The organism is Psychrobacillus sp. FSL H8-0510, assembly GCF_038008345.1.
In the GTDB taxonomy this organism is placed as follows: domain Bacteria; phylum Bacillota; class Bacilli; order Bacillales_A; family Planococcaceae; genus Psychrobacillus; species Psychrobacillus psychrotolerans.
Window position 1 is genome coordinate 2,506,158 of the sequence record NZ_JBBOYZ010000001.1, and the last position, 18,941, is coordinate 2,525,098.

Below are 18,941 nucleotides of genomic sequence, written 5' to 3' on the forward strand. Positions count from 1 at the left end.
CCTCCTTTAATACTCCTCTTTACATACGTAAAGAATATCTAAATGTTTCACAAAATGTTAAAATAAATATATACAATAGTAAAGGAGAATGTTTATGCCCTCCAAAAACGCAATATATTTATATACTAAGAATGACACAAAATCTTTGCAAAGAAAAGAAAGTATCGCTGAAGCCATACATACTCATGGTTTTACAGTCGTGGAAGACCCTCAGCTTGCTTCCATAATTGTTAGCATCGGGACGGATGGTTCTTTTTTACAAGCAGTCCGTAAAACAGGATTTAGGCAGGATTGCTTATATGCTGGAATTTCTACAACAGATACGCTAAGCATGTACTGTGATTTTTTAGCGGATGATATAGAAGCAATGGCTGAAGCAGTCCTCACAAAAAATATCCAAGTTCGGAAATATCCTTTACTAGAAATCTCGGTAAATAATGACCCTAAATTTTTATGTTTAAATGAATTTACGATTCGTTCAAATATTATCAAAGCATTTGTACTAGATATAATTATTGACCACAAGCATTTTGAGTCCTTTAGAGGAGATGGTATGGTGATTTCCACTCCGACTGGAAGTTCAGGTTATAACAAGTCACTAAATGGGGCAGTGGTTGATCCTCTTCTACCTTGTATTCAAGTTGCGGAAATAGCTTCTGTGAATAGCAATGATTATAGAACGCTAGGTTCCTCTTTTATATTAAGTGGAGAAAGAACACTTGAACTTCGACTGCATAAAGACTGGAATGATTACCCTTCGATGAGCACAGACAACGAAGCTCTTAGTATTCAGCATGTTGAAAATGTATCTATTTGTTTGAGTGATAAAATCATTAAAACGGTTAAAATGAAAGATAATAGTTACTGGGAAAAAGTGAAAAGATCGTTTTTATAATTTGAGCTAGATAGTCCATTTGCTAATTACTTATTTCATAATTTTATAGCGGATGCTGGTTGGATGTGACGGGCGTCACATCCAACCAGCATCCCTTTTTTATAAAGTTTGTCATTCCGTCACCTGAAATGTAAATAAATGTTGTCGGTATTTCACTTATGAACTTGTACTTTTCTCACTTGCATTATTTTGGAAACCGTAAATAGTATTAATGCAAGCCAGATACATGAAAATGATAAAAACTCTATTTTACTAAATGCCTCGTCGTATAAAAATATTCCAACTAGCAGCATTAACGTTGGTGCAATATATTGAAAAAATCCTGACATATACAGTGGCATTGTCTTAGTTCCCTTAGCAAACAAGATCAAAGGCACGGCAGTTGCAACACCCGTGAAAATGAGTAGGATGGCAGTAGGAGCATCGGTATTAAAAAATACCGCCTTGTCTGATACTACTAAATAAATAAAGTATACGAGAGCAACAGGTAAAACAAAAAAAGTTTCAATCGTTAATCCTCTTAATGCATCGATTTTAATACTTTTCTTAATCAGACCATATAAAGCAAACGTTATGGCAAGCGTAAAAGCTATCCACGGAATTCCACCGTAAGAAACAGTAAGAATAATCACTCCTACAGCAGCTAGTAGTACAGAAAACTGTTGTGCTCTGGAAAGTCTTTCTTTTAAAAATACAATCCCCAATAATATAGAAAGAAGTGGGTTTATATAATACCCCAAACTTGTTTGTACGATATAACCTGCGTTTACTGCATATATGTATGTAAACCAATTTCCTGATACAAGATAAGAAGCTAGAAATAGCCCCCAAAAAGATTTTTGATTAGCCCATAAATCCTTCAAATCTAATCTCAGCTGATTTAAATTTCTACCTACAATTACTAACATGAAGGTAAAAATGAATGACCAAATTACTCTACCTGAAAGTATTTCATCACTAGAAACATGCTCTAATAACTTCCAATAAATTGGCATGAAACCCCAAAATACATATGCCAGTACTACAAATATGATTCCTTGTTTTTCTTCTGAACCCAATAAAAGCACCTCTTTACTTTGTAACTCGAAATATTAAATCATTATATTGCTTTAGAGCATTAAAGTAAATAAGAAAACACGAAGAAGTATGATCTCTTCGTGTTTTATAAACCATTTTAATTAATTTTTATGACCGGCTTTTACTCTGTTCTTTTTGTCGTAAGTCTAATCTTCTAATTTTCCCAGATGTTGTTTTTGGTAATTCGTCGATAAATTCAATTTCTCTTGGGTATTTATAGGGTGCGGTTATTTGTTTCACATGATTTTGTAGTTCTTTTATTAAATCCTCAGATCCTGCTAAGGATGCATCACGTAACACAACAAATGCTTTAACAATGCTGCCTCTTTCCGGATGCGGCGCCCCAATTACTGCACATTCTTGAACAGCTGGGTGTTTTGTCAATGCGTCTTCTACTTCAAAAGGTCCAATTGTATAGCCTGAGCTAATAATAATATCGTCTCCGCGCCCTTCAAACCAGAAGTATCCATCTTCATCTTTTTTCGCTCGGTCACCTGTAATATAATAATCTCCTCTAAATTGCATAGAGGTTCTTTCAGGATCTTTTAAGTACTCTTTAAATAATGCTGGCGTTTCAATATGAACAGCTATATCTCCAACTTCTCCAGTAGCACAAATCTTCCCTAAATCATTGATAATTTCCACTGTATTACCCGGTGTTGGTTTGCCCATGGAACCAGGTCTTGCCTCCATGCCCTTCATCGTTCCAACAAGCAATGTATTTTCAGTTTGGCCATAGCCATCTCGGACCTCTAGACCAAAAACTTTTTCAAACGTTTCAATTACTTCTCTGTTCAATGGTTCTCCTGCAGAAACAGCACTCTGAAGCGACGAAAGATTATACTCGTTTAATGTATCTACTTTAGCCATAATCCGGTACTCAGTAGGTGTACAACAAAGAATATTTACTTTTTGCTCTTGAATAATTGTTAAGTATTTTTTGGGTTCAAATTTACCGTTATATACATAACCAATTGCTCCGCTACCCAGTGTCGCTAAGAATGGACTCCAAATCCATTTTTGCCAGCCCGGACTTGCTGTAGCCCACACTACATCTCCTTCTTGTATTGCCAACCAGTTCGGCCCAGAAGTGCGTAAATGTGCAAACGCCCATCCATGGGTATGGACTACACCTTTAGGATTTCCGGTAGTACCACTCGTATACGATAGGAATGCCATGTCATCCCTTAGCGTATCAATTGTTTGAAATTCATCTGATTCGGCTTGTATTTCCTCCGTTAAAGATATCCAATTGTCTTTCTTATTACCGATTACTAATAATAATTGTTCGTCTAAATTCCGAACATCTTCAAATTGATCTAAAAATGGTTCGTATGCAATAATTGCCTTCGCTTCACTATGTGTCAAGCGATATTCAATATCCTTTGCGCGAAGCATTTCAGAACTTGGGATAACAACTAGCCCGGCTTTTAGTGCACCTATATAAATTTCATAAGCCTCGATTAACCGTGGTACCATTATTAATACCACATCTCCTTTTTGGAGACCTTTACGGGTAAAAAGATTAGCTATCTTATTAGCTCTCTGTATTAAATTTTTATATGTACTTTTTTTCTGCTGACCATCTTCAGATTCCCATATTATAGCTAACTTTTCATCGTCTACTGCATACTTTTCGAACTCAGTAATGAGATTATAATGTTCTGGAGCAATTAAATTTTGATTATTCATTTGATTTCCTCCTTTGTACTATTTTAATTATAGAGGAAAATTAGCCACATTGGTTAATAAAATTTAAATTTTCAGATAGTATACAGCTATTATTGATGACTTTGGTAGAGGTAGGTTGGAATACGCCTATCAATAAAAAAACCGGCAGCTTAGGCTACCGGTTTTCTTAATTCACTTATTTTTGGAATCCGTTCATTTGTTGTTGGGCTTGTGCAACTAATCGCTTAGTAATTTCTCCGCCTACGGATCCGTTGGCACGCGATGATGCTTCACCACCAAGTTGTACTCCAAACTCTTGAGCGATCTCATATTTCATTTGATCAAGTGCTTGTTTTACTCCAGGTACTAGAAGTTGATTTGAGTTGTTGTTGTTTGGCATGTTCCTCACCTCCTTGTGAAATTAGATTGTTCATTTTCATCTAATTCATACATGGAGGATAAAAGGTATATTTTGTCATTTACTAAAGGAGGTTTGAAAAATCATTAGCCTTCTTCATAGGGAATGAAAGAACTTCTCTATTTTGCACTGCTTCTGTTATTAATTCATCAAAATCCTTAAAGCTCTCGTAGTATTCCACTTTCTCGAGTTTAGGTTTAGTTTTTGGACAAGATGGTGTAAAGATAGTACAACAATCCTCGTAAGGCAAGATGGAAGTTTCGTAAGTCCCTATTTCCCGGGCAATATCAATAATATCAAGCTTATCCATAGAGATTAGTGGTCTGAAAATTGGCGTAGACGTAACTGCATTTATTGCAGTTAAGCTTTCCAAAGTTTGACTTGCTACCTGACCTAAGCTTTCCCCAGTAACAATTCCTAATGCTCCTATTTCTTCTCGAACAAGATCAGCAATTTTCATCATTAACCGTCTAGTCGTAGTCATCGATACATTTTCAGGTATTTGAGCTTGTATACTTTGTTGTATATCTGTAAAAGGTATGACATGTAGTCTTACAGTTGCACCAAAATGACTTAACTGATTGGCTAGATCCATTACTTTTTCCTTCGATCTTTCACTTGTGAACGGTGGACTATGAAAATGTATTGCATCGAGCCGAACGCCACGTTTTAATAACATGTATCCAGCTACAGGACTATCAATCCCTCCTGATAACATAAGTAACGAACGACCATTTGAACCTAAAGGCATACCACCTGCTCCAGGAATAACCTGTGCCATCATATATACTGCATCATTTAATATTTCAATACGTAAATCTATTTCTGGTTTCTTCATTTGAACTTTTAAACTTGGGTATTGTCTTAATACATTACTTGCTACGACACTTTGTAACTCGTATGTATCCAGTGGAAAAAACTTATCTGAACGTTTTACAGTAACACGAAACGTTTTATCTTGACTGTCTAAACTATCCATAATTTGAAGTGCAGTTGCTTGAATATCATCCATTTCTTTAGAACAAGAAGCTACTGGACTAAACGATTGAATCCCAAAGATTTTAGGTAATCGTGTTATTAGTGCCTCAATTTCCGAATCATCAGTTGATGTTAAAAACATGCGATCTCTTTCCGCTTGTATTTTAATATTTGGCAAATCAACAAATGAAAACCTAATATTATTTCGTAAATGTGAAATAAACTGCTTTCTATTTTTCCCTTTCGTTGATAGTTCACCATAACGTACTAATATTTTTTCCCATTTCATCCTATTTTAATCTCCTTTAATTACATTCATGACACGCTTGAATACAATTTTAAATTGGTCTATTTCTTGTTGGTTATTAAGGGTACTAAGGCTTACTCTTAATACGCCTTTTATATAATCATCCGAAATATGCATAGCCTTTAGTACATGACTTGTTTTTGTTTGTCTGGAGGAGCATGCACTACTAGTGGATACAATGATATCCTGTTCCTGCAATGCATTAATCATTACTTCACCTTTAACTTTTTGCACCGAAAATGTAACAATATGTGGTGCTTTTTTTGCTGGAGATATTACTTTAACAGAAGGAAAAGTATTTAAATATACCATCAAATCGTCCGAGAGTGTTTGTAATTTTAAAATGTTGTTTTGTAAGTCTGTTACGCCTAATCTTATCGCTTTCGCTGTAGCAACTGCCAAAGGTACGGAGGTTGTACCACTGCGAATACCCGATTCCTGTCCTCCACCGTATAATATCGGTTCTATTTCGATGAATTTTTTTAATGCAAGTAATCCCGAGCCTTTTAATCCGTGTATTTTATGAGAAGAGATCGTAATAGCATCAATATCCAAGATTTTAAAGTCAACTGGAATTTTCCCGAAGCTCTGAACAGCGTCCATGTGAATAAGCGCTCTGCTTTGTGCTCTAACAATTTTAGAAAGTTCTTCTATTGGTTGTATAGCACCTGTTTCATTGTTCACGTGCATAACACTAACCAATATAGTATCTTTTCGAACCAGTTTTTCTAGTGTATCCAATATAATGATGCCCTCTGAGTTGACGGGAATCCACTCAACGTCAAACCCTATTTTGCTCAATTTTTTAGCTGTTTCTATAATAGAAGGATGTTCAATCTCAGAAATTAATACATGTTTCCCTCGTTGCTTATATTTATGAGCTAAACCGAATATCGCTAAGTTATTGGACTCTGTTCCCCCAGATGTAAAAAATATTTTTTCATTTGACGTTTTCAATATGTCTGCAATTTGTTCTCTAGCAGATTGTAACAATTCATTTGTCTGATGTCCAAATGTATGAATTGATGCAGGATTTGCCCAAAATTTTTCGTTCACAGCGACGAACGTATTTAATACCTCTGGATGTACTTTGGTCGTCGCACTATTATCTAAATAAATCATTTCAATAACTCTCCTTTTCGGAAAAAAACCACCGTCACATAGTGAGGTGGTTCACGTTTGTATACAAAATATGATTTTCAAACATCTCAATTTCATACTGTTCTTTAAATCGTATGATTATGTACGCCAAGCGTCTTCCTTCACTAATGTATCAATTTTCTTTAAAGCTCCCGGTTCTACCTCTTCGACAGCTGTCGCTGCATCTTCAAGAGCCTTAGAATATCGCAGTTGCCTAAACGCTTCCTCTGCTTCTAACAGTTTTGCATGAACTTGCGGGTGACTTGCACGATAGCGATTACCATATTGAATAATTTTTTCTGTTAGTAAAACATTTTCAAGCATTTCTTTTGCTCTGCTATGTACTTCTTCCATACAAGCCTCTGCTTTTTCTAAGTAATTATCTACTAGAGACATATTTAAAGGTACTTCTTGCAGACTTTGCATTGCTACATAAATGTGCTCTTCTGCTTCTTCTAAACGAACGTCCATATCTTCTGGGATTCCAGGTATATTGGCTTTTTGTAACATACGATCGGTATCATGTAATAAATCCTTTAGTTCATCCAGCTTTTCACGTGCATTATTTTCATCTATTCGAAGATTTTTCAATCGATTTGCAAATCGGTCTTGTTCTTCATATAGTCGATCAATTTCTTCAGCAATTTCATTTAACTCTTCTTGTAGGCTTGAGTACGCAGATTGCTCTTCTTCTACGCGACTGGAAAGCAATTCATACTTTTTCTCTAATTCCTCTAGCTCTTTTAAACAACTTTGGGGAATTTCCGCCTCTTTTTCTGGCAGACGATAGCTCTGTTGAACATACGCAGCTTCTTCACTAACAGCTCGTGTAACAGTAGTAACTTCTCGTAAGCGAGAGCCTGTTTGCTCTTTATATTGATCCACATATTTTTTCGCAAGCACTTCTTTTTCCAGTAAATCATAAAATGTATCTAATTCATCTTTTAACTCTTCCACTCTGCTCATTGTTTTCCCGACATGCAATTCAATAATTGCTTGTTTTAATTCCACAAGTTCGGCTTCTATGGAGTCTAATTTTTGATTCATTTCGAGATGCTGTAAGTAGTAAGAACTCTCTTCCATCTCTTTTTGTCCATTACGCAACTCATGAATAATGGCTGGTATTTTATGTTGTATATCAGATAATACTGTAGGAATATCATGTAATTTAGGGAAGAATTTTTGACCATCTTCTTGGACAGTAATAACTAGTTCACGGGCACTTAAATAGTTACCTGTATCCGTTAGTCGATCGAACTCATCAAACAGTGGAATGAAAGACTCCAGCTTTTGTTCCAACGCCTTCACTGCTTCTCCAAATGAGTACTGATGTGCAAGAAGTGTTTTTCTAGCTGCACGATGTTGATCTTTTAATTGTTCCATCTCGATACGGTTTTTTTCTTCACTACCTATTAAATCTTCAAGTTCGATTAAAATTTCGGACATTTTCTTATCACAAAGTGTTATCAATATTTGAATTTCTTTTTCAATTTTAGTCGCTTTCGGAAATATAAATCTATCTATACTTTCTTCTGCGTCAAATAATAGAACATCGATTTTTGGCATATGCACATCCATTACTTCTGTCCATGCATTTCTCCATCTTTCAAACATTTCCTCGGTTTGCCCATTCATATTCAGCTGTTTTACTTTTGTCATTTCTTCTAAAATCGGTTTATTTTGAATTTGATGTTTCTCATGTTCTAATCTTTCTATTTCTACGTTATGTTTTCGTCTTATGATAAATGCAAAAATTGCAATTCCTAAAAGTATAATAACTGCTGGGATGATATACTTCATCGTAAGCCCCCTGTTCCAAATTCAAAAAGTTCTATTTCCAATACTACTCTATATCTTACCATGCTTTTTATGTTATTGTTTCATAAACAAGAGAAAAACTGTTAATTCTTTTTAAAAATTATATTTCTATAGTTTGGAGGCTGATTTTTATTGAAAAAGGATGGGCATATCCACACACCTTATTGTCCACATGGAACAGAAGATTCCTTTCATCTGTATATTGAAAAAGCCATACAAAGTGGTTTTGACACCATCACATTTACAGAACATGCTCCTCTACCTTTAGGTTTTATAGATCCCACCCCTGATAAGGATAGTGGAATGAGCATGACCCATTTAGAGTCTTATATTACCAAGTTACAAAAGTTGAAAAAAGAATACAAGAAAGATATTGTTATTTCTACAGGCTTAGAAGTCGATTTTATATCTGGGTTTGAACAAAATATTACTTCTTTTTTAAATACATATGGAAAATATTTAGATGACTCTATTTTATCTGTTCATTTTTTAAAATTTGAAAATGACTATACTTGTATTGACTTCTCTAAATCTACGTTCACAGAATTTGTCGAACGGCTTGGAAGCCCAATGGCTGTGTATAAATTGTATTATAAAACATTGATAGATTCAATAACGAGTAATCTAGGCGACTATAAACCACGGAGAATAGGTCATATTACGTTAGTGCATAAATTTCAACATACACTTACGGAAGTAGTACAAGACCATGAAGATATAGTAAATATTTTAAAAGAAATCAAACATCAACAGCTAGAACTGGATGTTAATACCGCCGGATTAGCTAAGCCATATTGTTTAGAAGTGTATCCTCCGCTTCCTTATATAAAGCTTGCGAAGGAACTAGAAATTCCTCTTGTTTTTGGGTCTGACGCACATCAAGCAAAAGATCTACATCAGTTTTACAATAATATAAGTAACTTACTATAGAATGGAGAATGAAAATATGTTCACGAAATCAGCATACTCTGAAGATGTAACTGCAAATTATAATATGCTTTCTAAACAACTGGACGCTCTTTTAACGGGAGAAACTAATGCAATTGCTAATTTTAGTAATGCTTCGGCATTATTAAATCAATTTTTTGATCAGATTAATTGGGTTGGTTTTTATCTAATGGAAGATGGAGAGCTTGTCTTAGGTCCATTCCAAGGATTACCGGCTTGTGTTAGAATTCCACTGAGTAGAGGTGTTTGTGGAGCTGCCGCTACAAAACAAGAGACAGTTATTGTACCAGACGTACACGCTTATCCAGGTCATATCGCCTGCGATGTTGCATCACAATCCGAGATTGTGGTTCCGATCACTAAAGAAGGTAAGCTAGTAGGTGTTTTGGATATCGACAGTCCTATTAAGGATCGATTCTCGGAGCAGGATGCAGAAGGACTGGAACAGTTTATCGATGTATTAGTGAAGCACATTTAAAATTGAAATTGTTATACGATTAATAATAAGGCACTTTCTGTTCATGTTGAATAGAGGGCGCCTTATTTTTTTCGTAAAGCTCTAACATGTCGCCTGGACGGCTTTTCACTCATAAGCTGTGTAAATATTTTACTTTTGGAAAAAAAAGGTGTATAATAGGACTTGTATACTAAATGCTTTGAAGCGAATGCTTGATAATTGTCATAATAAAACTAAATCTATTTCTTATTGAACATCTATTTCCCCTTTTATTAGGGTGTACCAGATGTTCTTTTTTTATCTAGAAAACAGATTTACTTGGAGGTAAGGTCAATGAAGAAAAATGCAATTATTTATTGTGAGGGCCAATTTAGTTCGATGGATGGAAAGACGGCCAATGGATTAATACGTGAACCTGGCAATTATTCTATAACTGCCGTTATCGATAGCACAAAAAACGGCCTAGACTCAGGACAATTTTTAGATAACAAAAAGAATGGCATTCCATTGTGTAAAAACTTAGAAGATGCTATCGAATGCTCACCTCAAAAACCTACTTATTTCATATTTGGAATCGCCCCCTCAGATGCTTTCTTAAAAGACAATGAACGAGAAGTTATTATATCCGCAATGCAAGCTGGTCTTCATATTATCAATCCACTTCAAGAATTTCTTACAGAAGATGAAGAAATGCTGAGCATTGCTACTCGTTATGGGGTAGAAATCCAAGATATTCGAAAGCCTAAACCAAAAGATTCATGGAAGTTATTTACCGGTGATATCCTTAAAGTAACCACTCCTATTATTACAGTTTTAGGAACTGATGGGGCTTGTGGGAAGCGAACATCTGCAGTGATTATTGAAAAAGCATTGAAGGCAAGAGGATATAAAACTGCTTTTATAGCAACCGGACAAACTGGGCTTATACAAGGGGCTGCTTATGGTTTTGCAATGGATGCTTTTCCATTACAATACGTTATTGGTGAACTTGAAAGTGAAGTAGTACGTGCAAATAATACAGATAATCCTGATATTATTATTGTTGAAGGACAAGGCGCTCTAAGTCATCCTGCTTATGCAAGTTCATGTGGTATTTTAAGAGGATCTAGACCAAAAGCTGTTATTCTACAACATCCCCCAAAAAGAAAAGTGTTAGGAGATTTCCCTTTTGTGAACATGCCAAGTGTCCAAAGTGAGATAGACCTTATTGAGCATTTCAGTGAGACAAAAGTAATCGGTATTACCCTTAATCATGAAGGTATGGACCATCAGGAAGTTAATACTACTATTCGTGAATATGAGCAAACCTTCCAATTACCAGTAACAGATTTATTAACTACAGGTTCTGATAATATAATTGACTCTATTATTGAATTTTTCCCATCTCTACAAAACAGCGCGAAACTGGTTGTATCTTAAATGGTATCTAACCCTAGAATTGAAATTAACTTAGATAAAATTAAGCATAATGCGACAACATTAAGAGAGTTGTATGAAGCAAAAGGCGTTCATATTACAGGAGTCGTCAAAGGGGTATTTGCCAAACTAGAAGTAGTAAAAGTGCTGATAGATAGCGGGATTAAGAGTATTGCAGATTCCAAAATTTCTAATATAGAAAAAATGAAGATGGCAAATTTACAAGCAACATTCATATTATTACGTACTCCTGCAATGAGTGAAATTCAAAAAGTTATAGAGTTTGCAGATATTAGTATGAATACAGAAATCGAAGTTGTTCGTGCCCTCTCAGCTGAAGCGAAGAAACAGAAGAAAATACATCAAATTATTATAATGGTTGAAATGGGAGATTTACGAGAAGGCATATTGCTAAATGATGTTGCTGCCTTTATTGAAGAAGTGATTATATTCCCTAATATTCAAATTGCGGGTATTGGTGCAAACTTTGCTTGCTTTGGTGGGGTCATCCCTACAGAGCACAAAATGCAATTGTTTTCTTCACTCGTAAAAAGAATGAAACGAAAGTTCAATTTACCCTTCCCTTATGTATCAGGGGGGAACTCCGCAAACCATAATTGGCTTATGAATACGACGGATGTAAGAGAAGTCAATAATATGCGTCTTGGTGAATCTATATTTTTAGGCTGTGAGACGGTAAAAGGCGAACCTATTCCCAATTTATTCACAGATGCATTTTCCTTTTTTGCGGAAGTAATTGAGTCGAAACTAAAACCTTCTGTACCGACCGGCATGAGGGGTAGAAATGCTTTTGGAGAATTTATATCATTTCCGGACAACGGAATAATTAGAAGAATAATTGTGGGTGTTGGGCGACAAGATGTCCTCGTCTCTGGATTAACACCCCTCCTCCCACTTGAGATAATTGGTTCGAGTAGTGATCATATTATTTTGGATGCTAATAATAATTATTTAAAATCGGGTGATGAAGTTGCATTCTCCCTTAATTACGGAGCTCTGCTAACTGCTATGACTTCGCCTTCGATATATAAACACACCACCTATAGTGCTTTAGTTAGCAGAGGGTCTGCGAGAAAATAAGAAGCTAAGATCTCTTTGCAAATGGTTACCGGGAGTATTCTTACTTCCGACACCGTTTTCTTTTTCCACAATGGTTGAGTATGTTTCATTCGGATTATTCAAAATTAAAATTACCATTTACCTCCATAATTATTCAGACGCGCATATCCCTTCCCTTAGACACATAGATATGTTCCCTCATAAAAGTTCCACGTCTTTAAAAAAGACTCTTATTATGCAGCAAAAAGTGGAAGGAGATATCTCCTTCCACTTTTTACATATTAGATAAAGCTTGCTGTAAATCTTCTATAATATCACTAGAGTTCTCAAGCCCTACAGAAAGTCTTAACAGGCCGCCTGTTATCCCCATCTCTAATCTTTCTTTTTCCGGTACAACAGAATGAGTCATTGTGTAAGGATGCTGGATCAAAGTCTCAGCATCTCCTAAACTGACTGCAATTTTTATCAGTTTTAGTTCATTCATCAATTTTTGTGCCTCTTTCACTCCTCCTTTTATAGTGAAAGAAATAAGACCACCCCCGGCTTTCATCTGTTTCTTCGCTACATGATATTGTGGATTATCTACATCAAACGGATAATAGATATGTTCAACAGATGGATGTGCCTTTAAAAAGTCGAATACTTTACTAGCATTTTCCGAATGTCTGTCCATGCGAACATGCAACGTTTTTAATCCGCGTATTAATAGCCAAGCATCGAATGGCGAAATAATGCCGCCAAAGTCTTTTTGTACAGTACCGCGAATTGTCTCCATTTCCCCTTTATCTCTTCCCACTAGAATTCCAGCAATAACATCACCGTGCCCATTAATGTATTTTGTCGCACTATGCAGTACGAAATCTGCTCCTAGTTCTATCGGATTTTGTAAGTACGGGGAGGAAAATGTATTATCTACAACTACCGGAATACCATGTTTCTTAGCAACTTTTGTTATTTGCTCGATATCCACGATTTCCATCGTTGGATTAATTGGTGTTTCTATATATATACAAGTTGTATTTGGTTTAATAGCATTTTCTATCTCTTCTTCAGTCATTAAAGTCTTTAAGTCATGTGAAATATCATATTTTTCTTTCAAAATTTTCAGCAATCCAAATGTACAACCATAAATCCCTCTCGTACATAGGATATGATCACCTGATTTAGTAAGGTGAACTAATATAGTACTCACCGCTGCCATTCCCGAACCAAAAGCTAGTGCACCTTCCCCTAGCTCCATTGCGGCAATCCGTTCCTCTAATACTTGTACTGTCGGGTTCCCTAACCTTGAATAGATTCCCCCTGGTTCTTCCCCTGCGAACCTTCTTTCACCCTGTTCCGCAGTGTCAAATGCAAATGTCGACGTCTGATAAAGTGGAACAGCTAGGCTATCTTGATGATCTCCCGTTTTATACCCTTTATGGATATACATTGTCTCTTTTGAAAAATTTGAATTACTCATAAAAACACCCCTTATTGTAAACGCTTACATCTAGTGTACATGGAATTCTATAAAAAGAAAAGACACCTCATCAAGAAGAGTGAGATGCCTTATAAATACATAGCTGATTTTTCCCATTATTTTTTGCTTCGTACAATACTGTATCCGCATTGTGAAAGAGATTATTAAAACTCAAATTATCACTTCGAGACCAGTGCGATATACCAATAGACACTGTTACAGAAGGGTTGGTCTTTTGAGGAATGGCCGCCAGTAATTGTCTGCTCATTTCCACTCCTTGCTCTAGGGACATATGAGATAAATAGAGGGCTAACTCTTCTCCACCCCATCTCGCACTAACTCCTTTGTTTTTAATCTTTCCTTGTATGACTCTTGCTATTTGTTTTAGAATCTCATCCCCAATTTGATGCCCATGTGTATCATTAATACGTTTAAAGTTATCGATATCAATAAGTACGAAGACACCTTGGTCATCTGATTCCATCGCATCTTCAACGAACCTATCTAAATAATTTCGTGCAAAAAGATTCGTTAAATGATCTCGATCCACCATTTTTTGTAGCTTGTATCTTAATGTAGAATTACTTATAGCTAAAGATGAATGTTGTATCAAAGACTGCATTAATTTGTAGTTGTCAAAAGAGAAAAAATAGGGTTCCTTATGCAAGATTATACTAAACCCGGTTATATTATTTTGTTCTTTTAAAGGAATTGCCACTAATGAGCGGTACTCATATTTTGACTCTATTAGACGATTGAAATCGGCGATAAATAAAGAATCCTTCTCACTTTTAAAGTGATTTGTGACATATTGAATATAAAGATGCCCTTCCATCGAATGAAATACATCCGTACTTGCTGGTGATATTTTATATTCGTCATTTTCTATAAACACAAAACCTACATGCTCTGGGTGGAAAAACTTCATTAATTGATTGCGTAAAAAAACAACCATCTCATCTAATGATAAATTCATATTCAATTTATGCGAAGTTTCGTTGATTAATTGTAAATCGGAAACTAACCGATGTGATTGGATGTATAGTTTAGCATTTTCTAATGCATTCCCGGCTGCTCTAGCAAGTAAAACTGCAAATTCTTTTTGTCTAATTGAAAATAAATAGTCTAAAGGTGTGGACATTTGTAAAATACCATAGATACCTTGCTTTCCGACAATAGGAATATTCAGTAATCTCACACCTAAATCTTGCGCTAATTCTGTCGTTATTTCACCAGATACATATGCCTCCACGGTAGTATTTCTTTCTGTTGTATAATCGAATAATTTATATGGAGCAGACGTTTTACGATCCTGATCATTCGATAAAATAAGTATAGATTTAAATTTTGGAAATGCATTTTCAATAGAGTTTAATGTACCCTCTAATATTTGACCGATATCTAATGTCGAATTAAACATTTTCGTTACATTGAACAAATTTCTAAACTGGCTCTCCTGCTGTGTTAAATAAACAGATTTTCTAATCGTTTTAACTAATTTAGTAATAGTAGTCAAGAATATATCTAGTTGAGTTGTTTTTGAAAATTCTATCCACTTTTCTGAGGATTCCATTATGATTAATCCTAATGGATGCAATTCTTTATCTCTTAACAATAAAGCTACATCATTTTCAGTACAGTCTTTTAGTTGTAGTTTGTGAGCATCTATTATGTCTTTATCATAGAACAATGGCTCTATCTCTACCCATTTAATAGCATTGAGCTTTTTCGCAAAAGAGTGATTCCATGAAAGTTGTAAAAAAGTTTCCGCATCATATATGTAATACTTCGCTTCTTTTATATCAAAAAATTCAAATAAGATATTTTTCAAGTCATCAAACCATTTAATACTGGATTCATGAGTGAATACATTTTCATTCCAAATGTCAAGTATTCTACTTTTAAGACCAATAATTGTATTTTCGCTTTCCATTAGTTCACCTCTCAGCTTTCCAAGAGTAAATTATGATACTTTTAGCACAGTTACTAATAATTCAATATAACTATATTTTATCCTATTTATCCTTTCTATGTCTACGCTATTTTTGTAATTATTTTTGAATTTGATTATCGTTTGACTTTCGATAGATATAGAGATACAATGAAATTTGTGTAAAATAAATGCAGCAGTTGTATGGCCTAGATTGCTCATTTTGTTCCTCTATACTATAGATGGTGTATCCCGTAACCCTCGGCTGCTAGGGCGATGATACATGAAAACAAAATGTCTGCTAGTCTGAATACATCTGGTCTTATTTTACAACAAAATAAAACCAACATAGAGGAGGAGACATATATGTCTCGTTATACAGGTCCATCATGGAAATTATCACGTCGTCTTGGTATTTCACTAAGCGGTACTGGTAAAGAATTAGAAAAACGCCCTTACGCACCAGGACAACACGGTCCTAACCAACGCAAAAAATTAACTGAGTACGGTATGCAATTACAAGAAAAACAAAAACTTCGTCACACTTATGGTGTAAACGAACGTCAATTCCGTACATTATTTGATAGAGCTGGTAAAATGCCAGGTAAACATGGTGAAAACTTCATGATTCTTCTTGAAACTCGCCTTGATAACATTGTTTACCGTTTAGGTCTTGCTCGTACACGTCGTGGAGCACGTCAATTAGTAAACCACGGTCACGTTATGGTTGATGGTAAACGCGTTGATATTCCTTCATTCCGTTTAAAAGCAGGTCAAGAAATTTCTCTTCGTGAAAAATCTCAAAACCTTGATGTTGTAAACGAATCAATGGAAATTAACAACTTCGTACCAGAATACTTAACTTTTGATGCAGACAACAAAGTTGGTACTTTCGTTCGTAACCCAGAACGCGGAGAATTAGCTGCTGAAATCAACGAAGCTCTTATCGTTGAGTACTACTCTCGTTAATATTATTGCTCTATTAAAAGCCTTCGAAACCTTGTTAATACAGGGTTTCGAAGGCTTTTTATTTATTGATATAGTATCTGTATATAAAAAAACACCTCTAGGATGAAGAGGAACTTTCTCCTCTTTCCAACAGAAAGGTGTATAGACTGAATGAGATTAGTTTTAAAATCGGGAGTTATTTCTTTTTCATACTCTCAATTAAGTCTAATAATCTTTTTTTCGTATTATCTGTTTCTTCTTCTAGCATTTTAAAATTATAACCTGATTTATCTTGATTTATCTCTACCTCTAATAAATCTCCCTCTTTTGCATTCACTGTAAATTTGTCTTTTAAGATAACTAATTTATTTGCTTTGTTATCCTTTTCGAATAGAACAACAAAAAAGTCATCGAAATGATGTAACAGGTATCTCTTTGCACTCACTAATAACGTCCCCTCAATCTAATAATAAAAAAATGTGTTTATATTTCCAAACCTTTATCCTATTTATCATTTTATACTATTTCATGTACTTTTTTAACTAGTAATGCTTTCTTTTTGAATCTTCTTGTTAAATTTGTGACTAATTACACAAAAGTGGTCAATACTAACGAAGAACTTTTAAGAAACAGGAGGATTTTCTATGAAAACAGGTAAATCGGTTAATACATCTAATAAGAAGGAAAAAGACAATGTTATAGGCGAAAGTTATTTGGAATACCAAAAGTTAAACGAGCACGAAAAGAAACAGTTACAAGTTAAAGATGGACAAAATAATCATCACGTAGATGAACGTGGTGGTTTTTAACTAATCATCTAGCTCTATAAAAAGCTACTTCCCTTATAGTATTGGGAAGTAGCTTTTATCTTATACAAACTTAATCATTTTATAGTTCTTTTTACCACGACGAATAATCATAAACTCATCTTCTAACCGGTCTGCCCCACTTACTACATATGCAACATCCGTAACTTTTTCTCCATTAATAGAAATAGCACCATTTGTTACATCTTCTCGTCCCTGGCGCTTAGATGGTGACACCGTAGCCTCTACTATGAAGTCAACAATAGATTTTTCATCTTTTGTCATCTCGACAGAAGGTACATCTTTAAATGCATCTTTCATTTCTGATGCAGTTAAGGCTTTCAAATTGCCACTAAATAATGCTTGTGAAATTCGAATTGCTTGATCCAATGCTTCTTGTCCGTGGATCAGACGAGTCATTTCCTCTGCTAAAGTTGCTTGTGCTTTTCTTAAATGGGCTTCGTTTTCAACGGTAACTTCTAAAGCTTCAATTTCTTCACGTTCCAAGAAGGTGAAGATTTTCAAGTATTTAATAACATCTGAATCTGCTGTATTAATCCAGAACTGATAAAACTCGTATGGGGATGTTTTCTTTGCATCCAACCAAACAGAACCTGATGCAGACTTACCAAATTTGGTCCCATCAGCTTTCGTTACTAATGGTATAGTAATACCGAAAGCCTTTGTATTGTCATCATGTGTTTTACGAATTACCTCTAAACCAGTAGTAATATTTCCCCATTGGTCAGAACCCCCTACTTGAACTCGGCACCCAAAATGATCGTATAGATGATTAAAATCAATTCCCTGAATTAGCGTATAGGCAAACTCAGTAAAAGAAAGTCCTGTGTCTAAACGTGAAGAGATAGAGTCTTTTCCCAGCATATAGTTAATGTTAATTAGTTTTCCAAAATCTCTCAGGAATTCAATAACATCCATAGAGCCGATCCAATCTCTGTTATTCACCATTTGTGCACCATTATCGGTATTGAAATCAAAAATTTGCTCCATTTGTTTTTTAATACCTTGAACATTCAAATCAATCTGCTCTGTTGTTTGTAATTGGCGTTCTTCTGAACGACCAGAGGGATCCCCTATCATTCCAGTTGCACCACCAACTAAAAGAATTGGTCTATGTCCATGCATTTGGAAACGTCTTAAAGTAAGAAGCGGCACAATATGTCCTATATGCATGCTATCTGCTGTAGGATCTACTCCACAGTATAATGATACTTTTTCCTTACTAAGAAGCTGTTCCATGCCCTCAGCATCGGTTTGTTGGTATAGAAGACCTCTCCAAGCTAAATCATCCAATAAATTCGTCATTAATATTGCCTCCTTAAAATAAAAAAGTCCCCACATGATAAAAAATCATGCAGGGACGCTTAATCAATTAGCGCGGTACCACCCAGCTTGAAGGAATTATTCCCTCCGCTTCAATCACCGTATCGTTGTGAGTACGTTTAACTCCAAGCCTGTAATTCGCATAATACACTGACTAGCTCTCACCAACCGCTAGCTCTCTTCACAGTATGTATAATTACTACTTCGGACTTTTCTTCGTTAAAATATATATCTATTTTACCTAAT

General features: G+C 35.2%; 17 protein-coding genes and 1 other annotated feature. Of the genes, 7 read left to right on the forward strand and 10 right to left on the reverse strand.

The genetic code is table 11. The features are described from left to right. Positions 1-94: 94 nt before the first annotated feature. Positions 95-895 carry an NAD kinase gene (locus tag MHI40_RS12665; protein WP_340762934.1) on the forward strand — a complete coding sequence of 267 codons (801 nt, stop codon included), beginning with the start codon at positions 95-97 and terminating at the stop codon, positions 893-895. 152 nt (positions 896-1,047) lie between these two features. On the opposite strand, the gene rarD is transcribed toward MHI40_RS12665, so the two are convergent. The 6 genes from rarD to ezrA all read right to left on the reverse strand — a co-directional run bounded on the left by rarD (position 1,048) and on the right by ezrA (position 8,286). Then, positions 1,048-1,953, reverse strand: coding sequence for an EamA family transporter RarD (gene rarD, locus MHI40_RS12670; protein WP_093536873.1), 906 nt, complete (start codon positions 1,951-1,953; stop codon positions 1,048-1,050). Between the two features lie 127 nt (positions 1,954-2,080). Beyond that, entirely contained in the window at positions 2,081-3,664 is a 1,584-nt protein-coding gene (mbcS, locus tag MHI40_RS12675) for an acyl-CoA synthetase MbcS (RefSeq protein ID WP_340762936.1), read from the reverse strand. A gap of 175 nt (positions 3,665-3,839) precedes the next feature. Beyond that, the gene (locus MHI40_RS12680; RefSeq protein ID WP_093536871.1) at positions 3,840-4,043 is read right to left on the reverse strand and encodes an alpha/beta-type small acid-soluble spore protein; all 204 of its coding nucleotides are present in this window, start codon (positions 4,041-4,043) and stop codon (positions 3,840-3,842) included. A gap of 82 nt (positions 4,044-4,125) precedes the next feature. Continuing rightward, complete coding sequence (thiI, locus tag MHI40_RS12685; protein WP_340762937.1) at positions 4,126-5,328, reverse strand: tRNA uracil 4-sulfurtransferase ThiI; 1,203 nt, start codon at positions 5,326-5,328, stop codon at positions 4,126-4,128. Between the two features lie 6 nt (positions 5,329-5,334). Then, on the reverse strand, positions 5,335-6,468 hold the full coding sequence (locus MHI40_RS12690) for a cysteine desulfurase family protein (RefSeq protein WP_340762939.1): 1,134 nt from the start codon (positions 6,466-6,468) through the stop codon (positions 5,335-5,337). A 117-nt stretch (positions 6,469-6,585) separates the two neighbouring features. Next, positions 6,586-8,286, reverse strand: coding sequence for a septation ring formation regulator EzrA (gene ezrA / locus MHI40_RS12695; protein ID WP_340762940.1), 1,701 nt, complete (start codon positions 8,284-8,286; stop codon positions 6,586-6,588). A 150-nt stretch (positions 8,287-8,436) separates the two neighbouring features. Between ezrA and hisJ the strand changes: the two genes are divergently transcribed. The 4 genes from hisJ to MHI40_RS12715 all read left to right on the forward strand — a co-directional run bounded on the left by hisJ (position 8,437) and on the right by MHI40_RS12715 (position 12,226). Continuing rightward, positions 8,437-9,234 (forward strand): histidinol-phosphatase HisJ, encoded by a 798-nt coding sequence (gene hisJ, locus MHI40_RS12700; RefSeq protein ID WP_093536867.1) that lies wholly within the window; start codon positions 8,437-8,439, stop codon positions 9,232-9,234. A gap of 16 nt (positions 9,235-9,250) precedes the next feature. Then, complete coding sequence (locus tag MHI40_RS12705) at positions 9,251-9,730, forward strand: GAF domain-containing protein (protein ID WP_340762942.1); 480 nt, start codon at positions 9,251-9,253, stop codon at positions 9,728-9,730. A 312-nt stretch (positions 9,731-10,042) separates the two neighbouring features. Beyond that, positions 10,043-11,128: a DUF1611 domain-containing protein gene (locus tag MHI40_RS12710; protein ID WP_340762943.1), complete on the forward strand. Its 1,086-nt coding sequence runs from the start codon at positions 10,043-10,045 to the stop codon at positions 11,126-11,128. Further along, complete coding sequence (locus tag MHI40_RS12715) at positions 11,129-12,226, forward strand: alanine/ornithine racemase family PLP-dependent enzyme (RefSeq protein WP_340762944.1); 1,098 nt, start codon at positions 11,129-11,131, stop codon at positions 12,224-12,226. A 253-nt stretch (positions 12,227-12,479) separates the two neighbouring features. On the opposite strand, the gene megL is transcribed toward MHI40_RS12715, so the two are convergent. Both megL and MHI40_RS12725 read right to left on the reverse strand, forming a co-directional pair. After that, on the reverse strand, positions 12,480-13,667 hold the full coding sequence (gene megL / locus MHI40_RS12720; protein WP_340762945.1) for a methionine gamma-lyase: 1,188 nt from the start codon (positions 13,665-13,667) through the stop codon (positions 12,480-12,482). Between the two features lie 70 nt (positions 13,668-13,737). Then, complete coding sequence (locus MHI40_RS12725) at positions 13,738-15,600, reverse strand: sensor domain-containing diguanylate cyclase (protein WP_340762947.1); 1,863 nt, start codon at positions 15,598-15,600, stop codon at positions 13,738-13,740. A 363-nt stretch (positions 15,601-15,963) separates the two neighbouring features. Between MHI40_RS12725 and rpsD the strand changes: the two genes are divergently transcribed. After that, the gene (gene rpsD, locus MHI40_RS12730; protein WP_093536861.1) at positions 15,964-16,566 is read left to right on the forward strand and encodes a 30S ribosomal protein S4; all 603 of its coding nucleotides are present in this window, start codon (positions 15,964-15,966) and stop codon (positions 16,564-16,566) included. A gap of 175 nt (positions 16,567-16,741) precedes the next feature. Here rpsD and MHI40_RS12735 read toward each other — a convergent pair whose 3' ends face one another. Beyond that, positions 16,742-16,990, reverse strand: coding sequence for a DUF3006 family protein (locus MHI40_RS12735; protein WP_175496237.1), 249 nt, complete (start codon positions 16,988-16,990; stop codon positions 16,742-16,744). Between the two features lie 199 nt (positions 16,991-17,189). Here MHI40_RS12735 and MHI40_RS12740 point away from each other — a divergent pair, with 199 nt between their 5' ends. Beyond that, positions 17,190-17,354, forward strand: coding sequence for a hypothetical protein (locus tag MHI40_RS12740; RefSeq protein WP_340762949.1), 165 nt, complete (start codon positions 17,190-17,192; stop codon positions 17,352-17,354). Between the two features lie 60 nt (positions 17,355-17,414). On the opposite strand, the gene tyrS is transcribed toward MHI40_RS12740, so the two are convergent. After that, positions 17,415-18,677, reverse strand: coding sequence for a tyrosine--tRNA ligase (gene tyrS, locus MHI40_RS12745; RefSeq protein WP_340762950.1), 1,263 nt, complete (start codon positions 18,675-18,677; stop codon positions 17,415-17,417). A gap of 48 nt (positions 18,678-18,725) precedes the next feature. Further along, positions 18,726-18,921: a binding site (T-box leader), on the reverse strand. Positions 18,922-18,941: the final 20 nt, after the last annotated feature.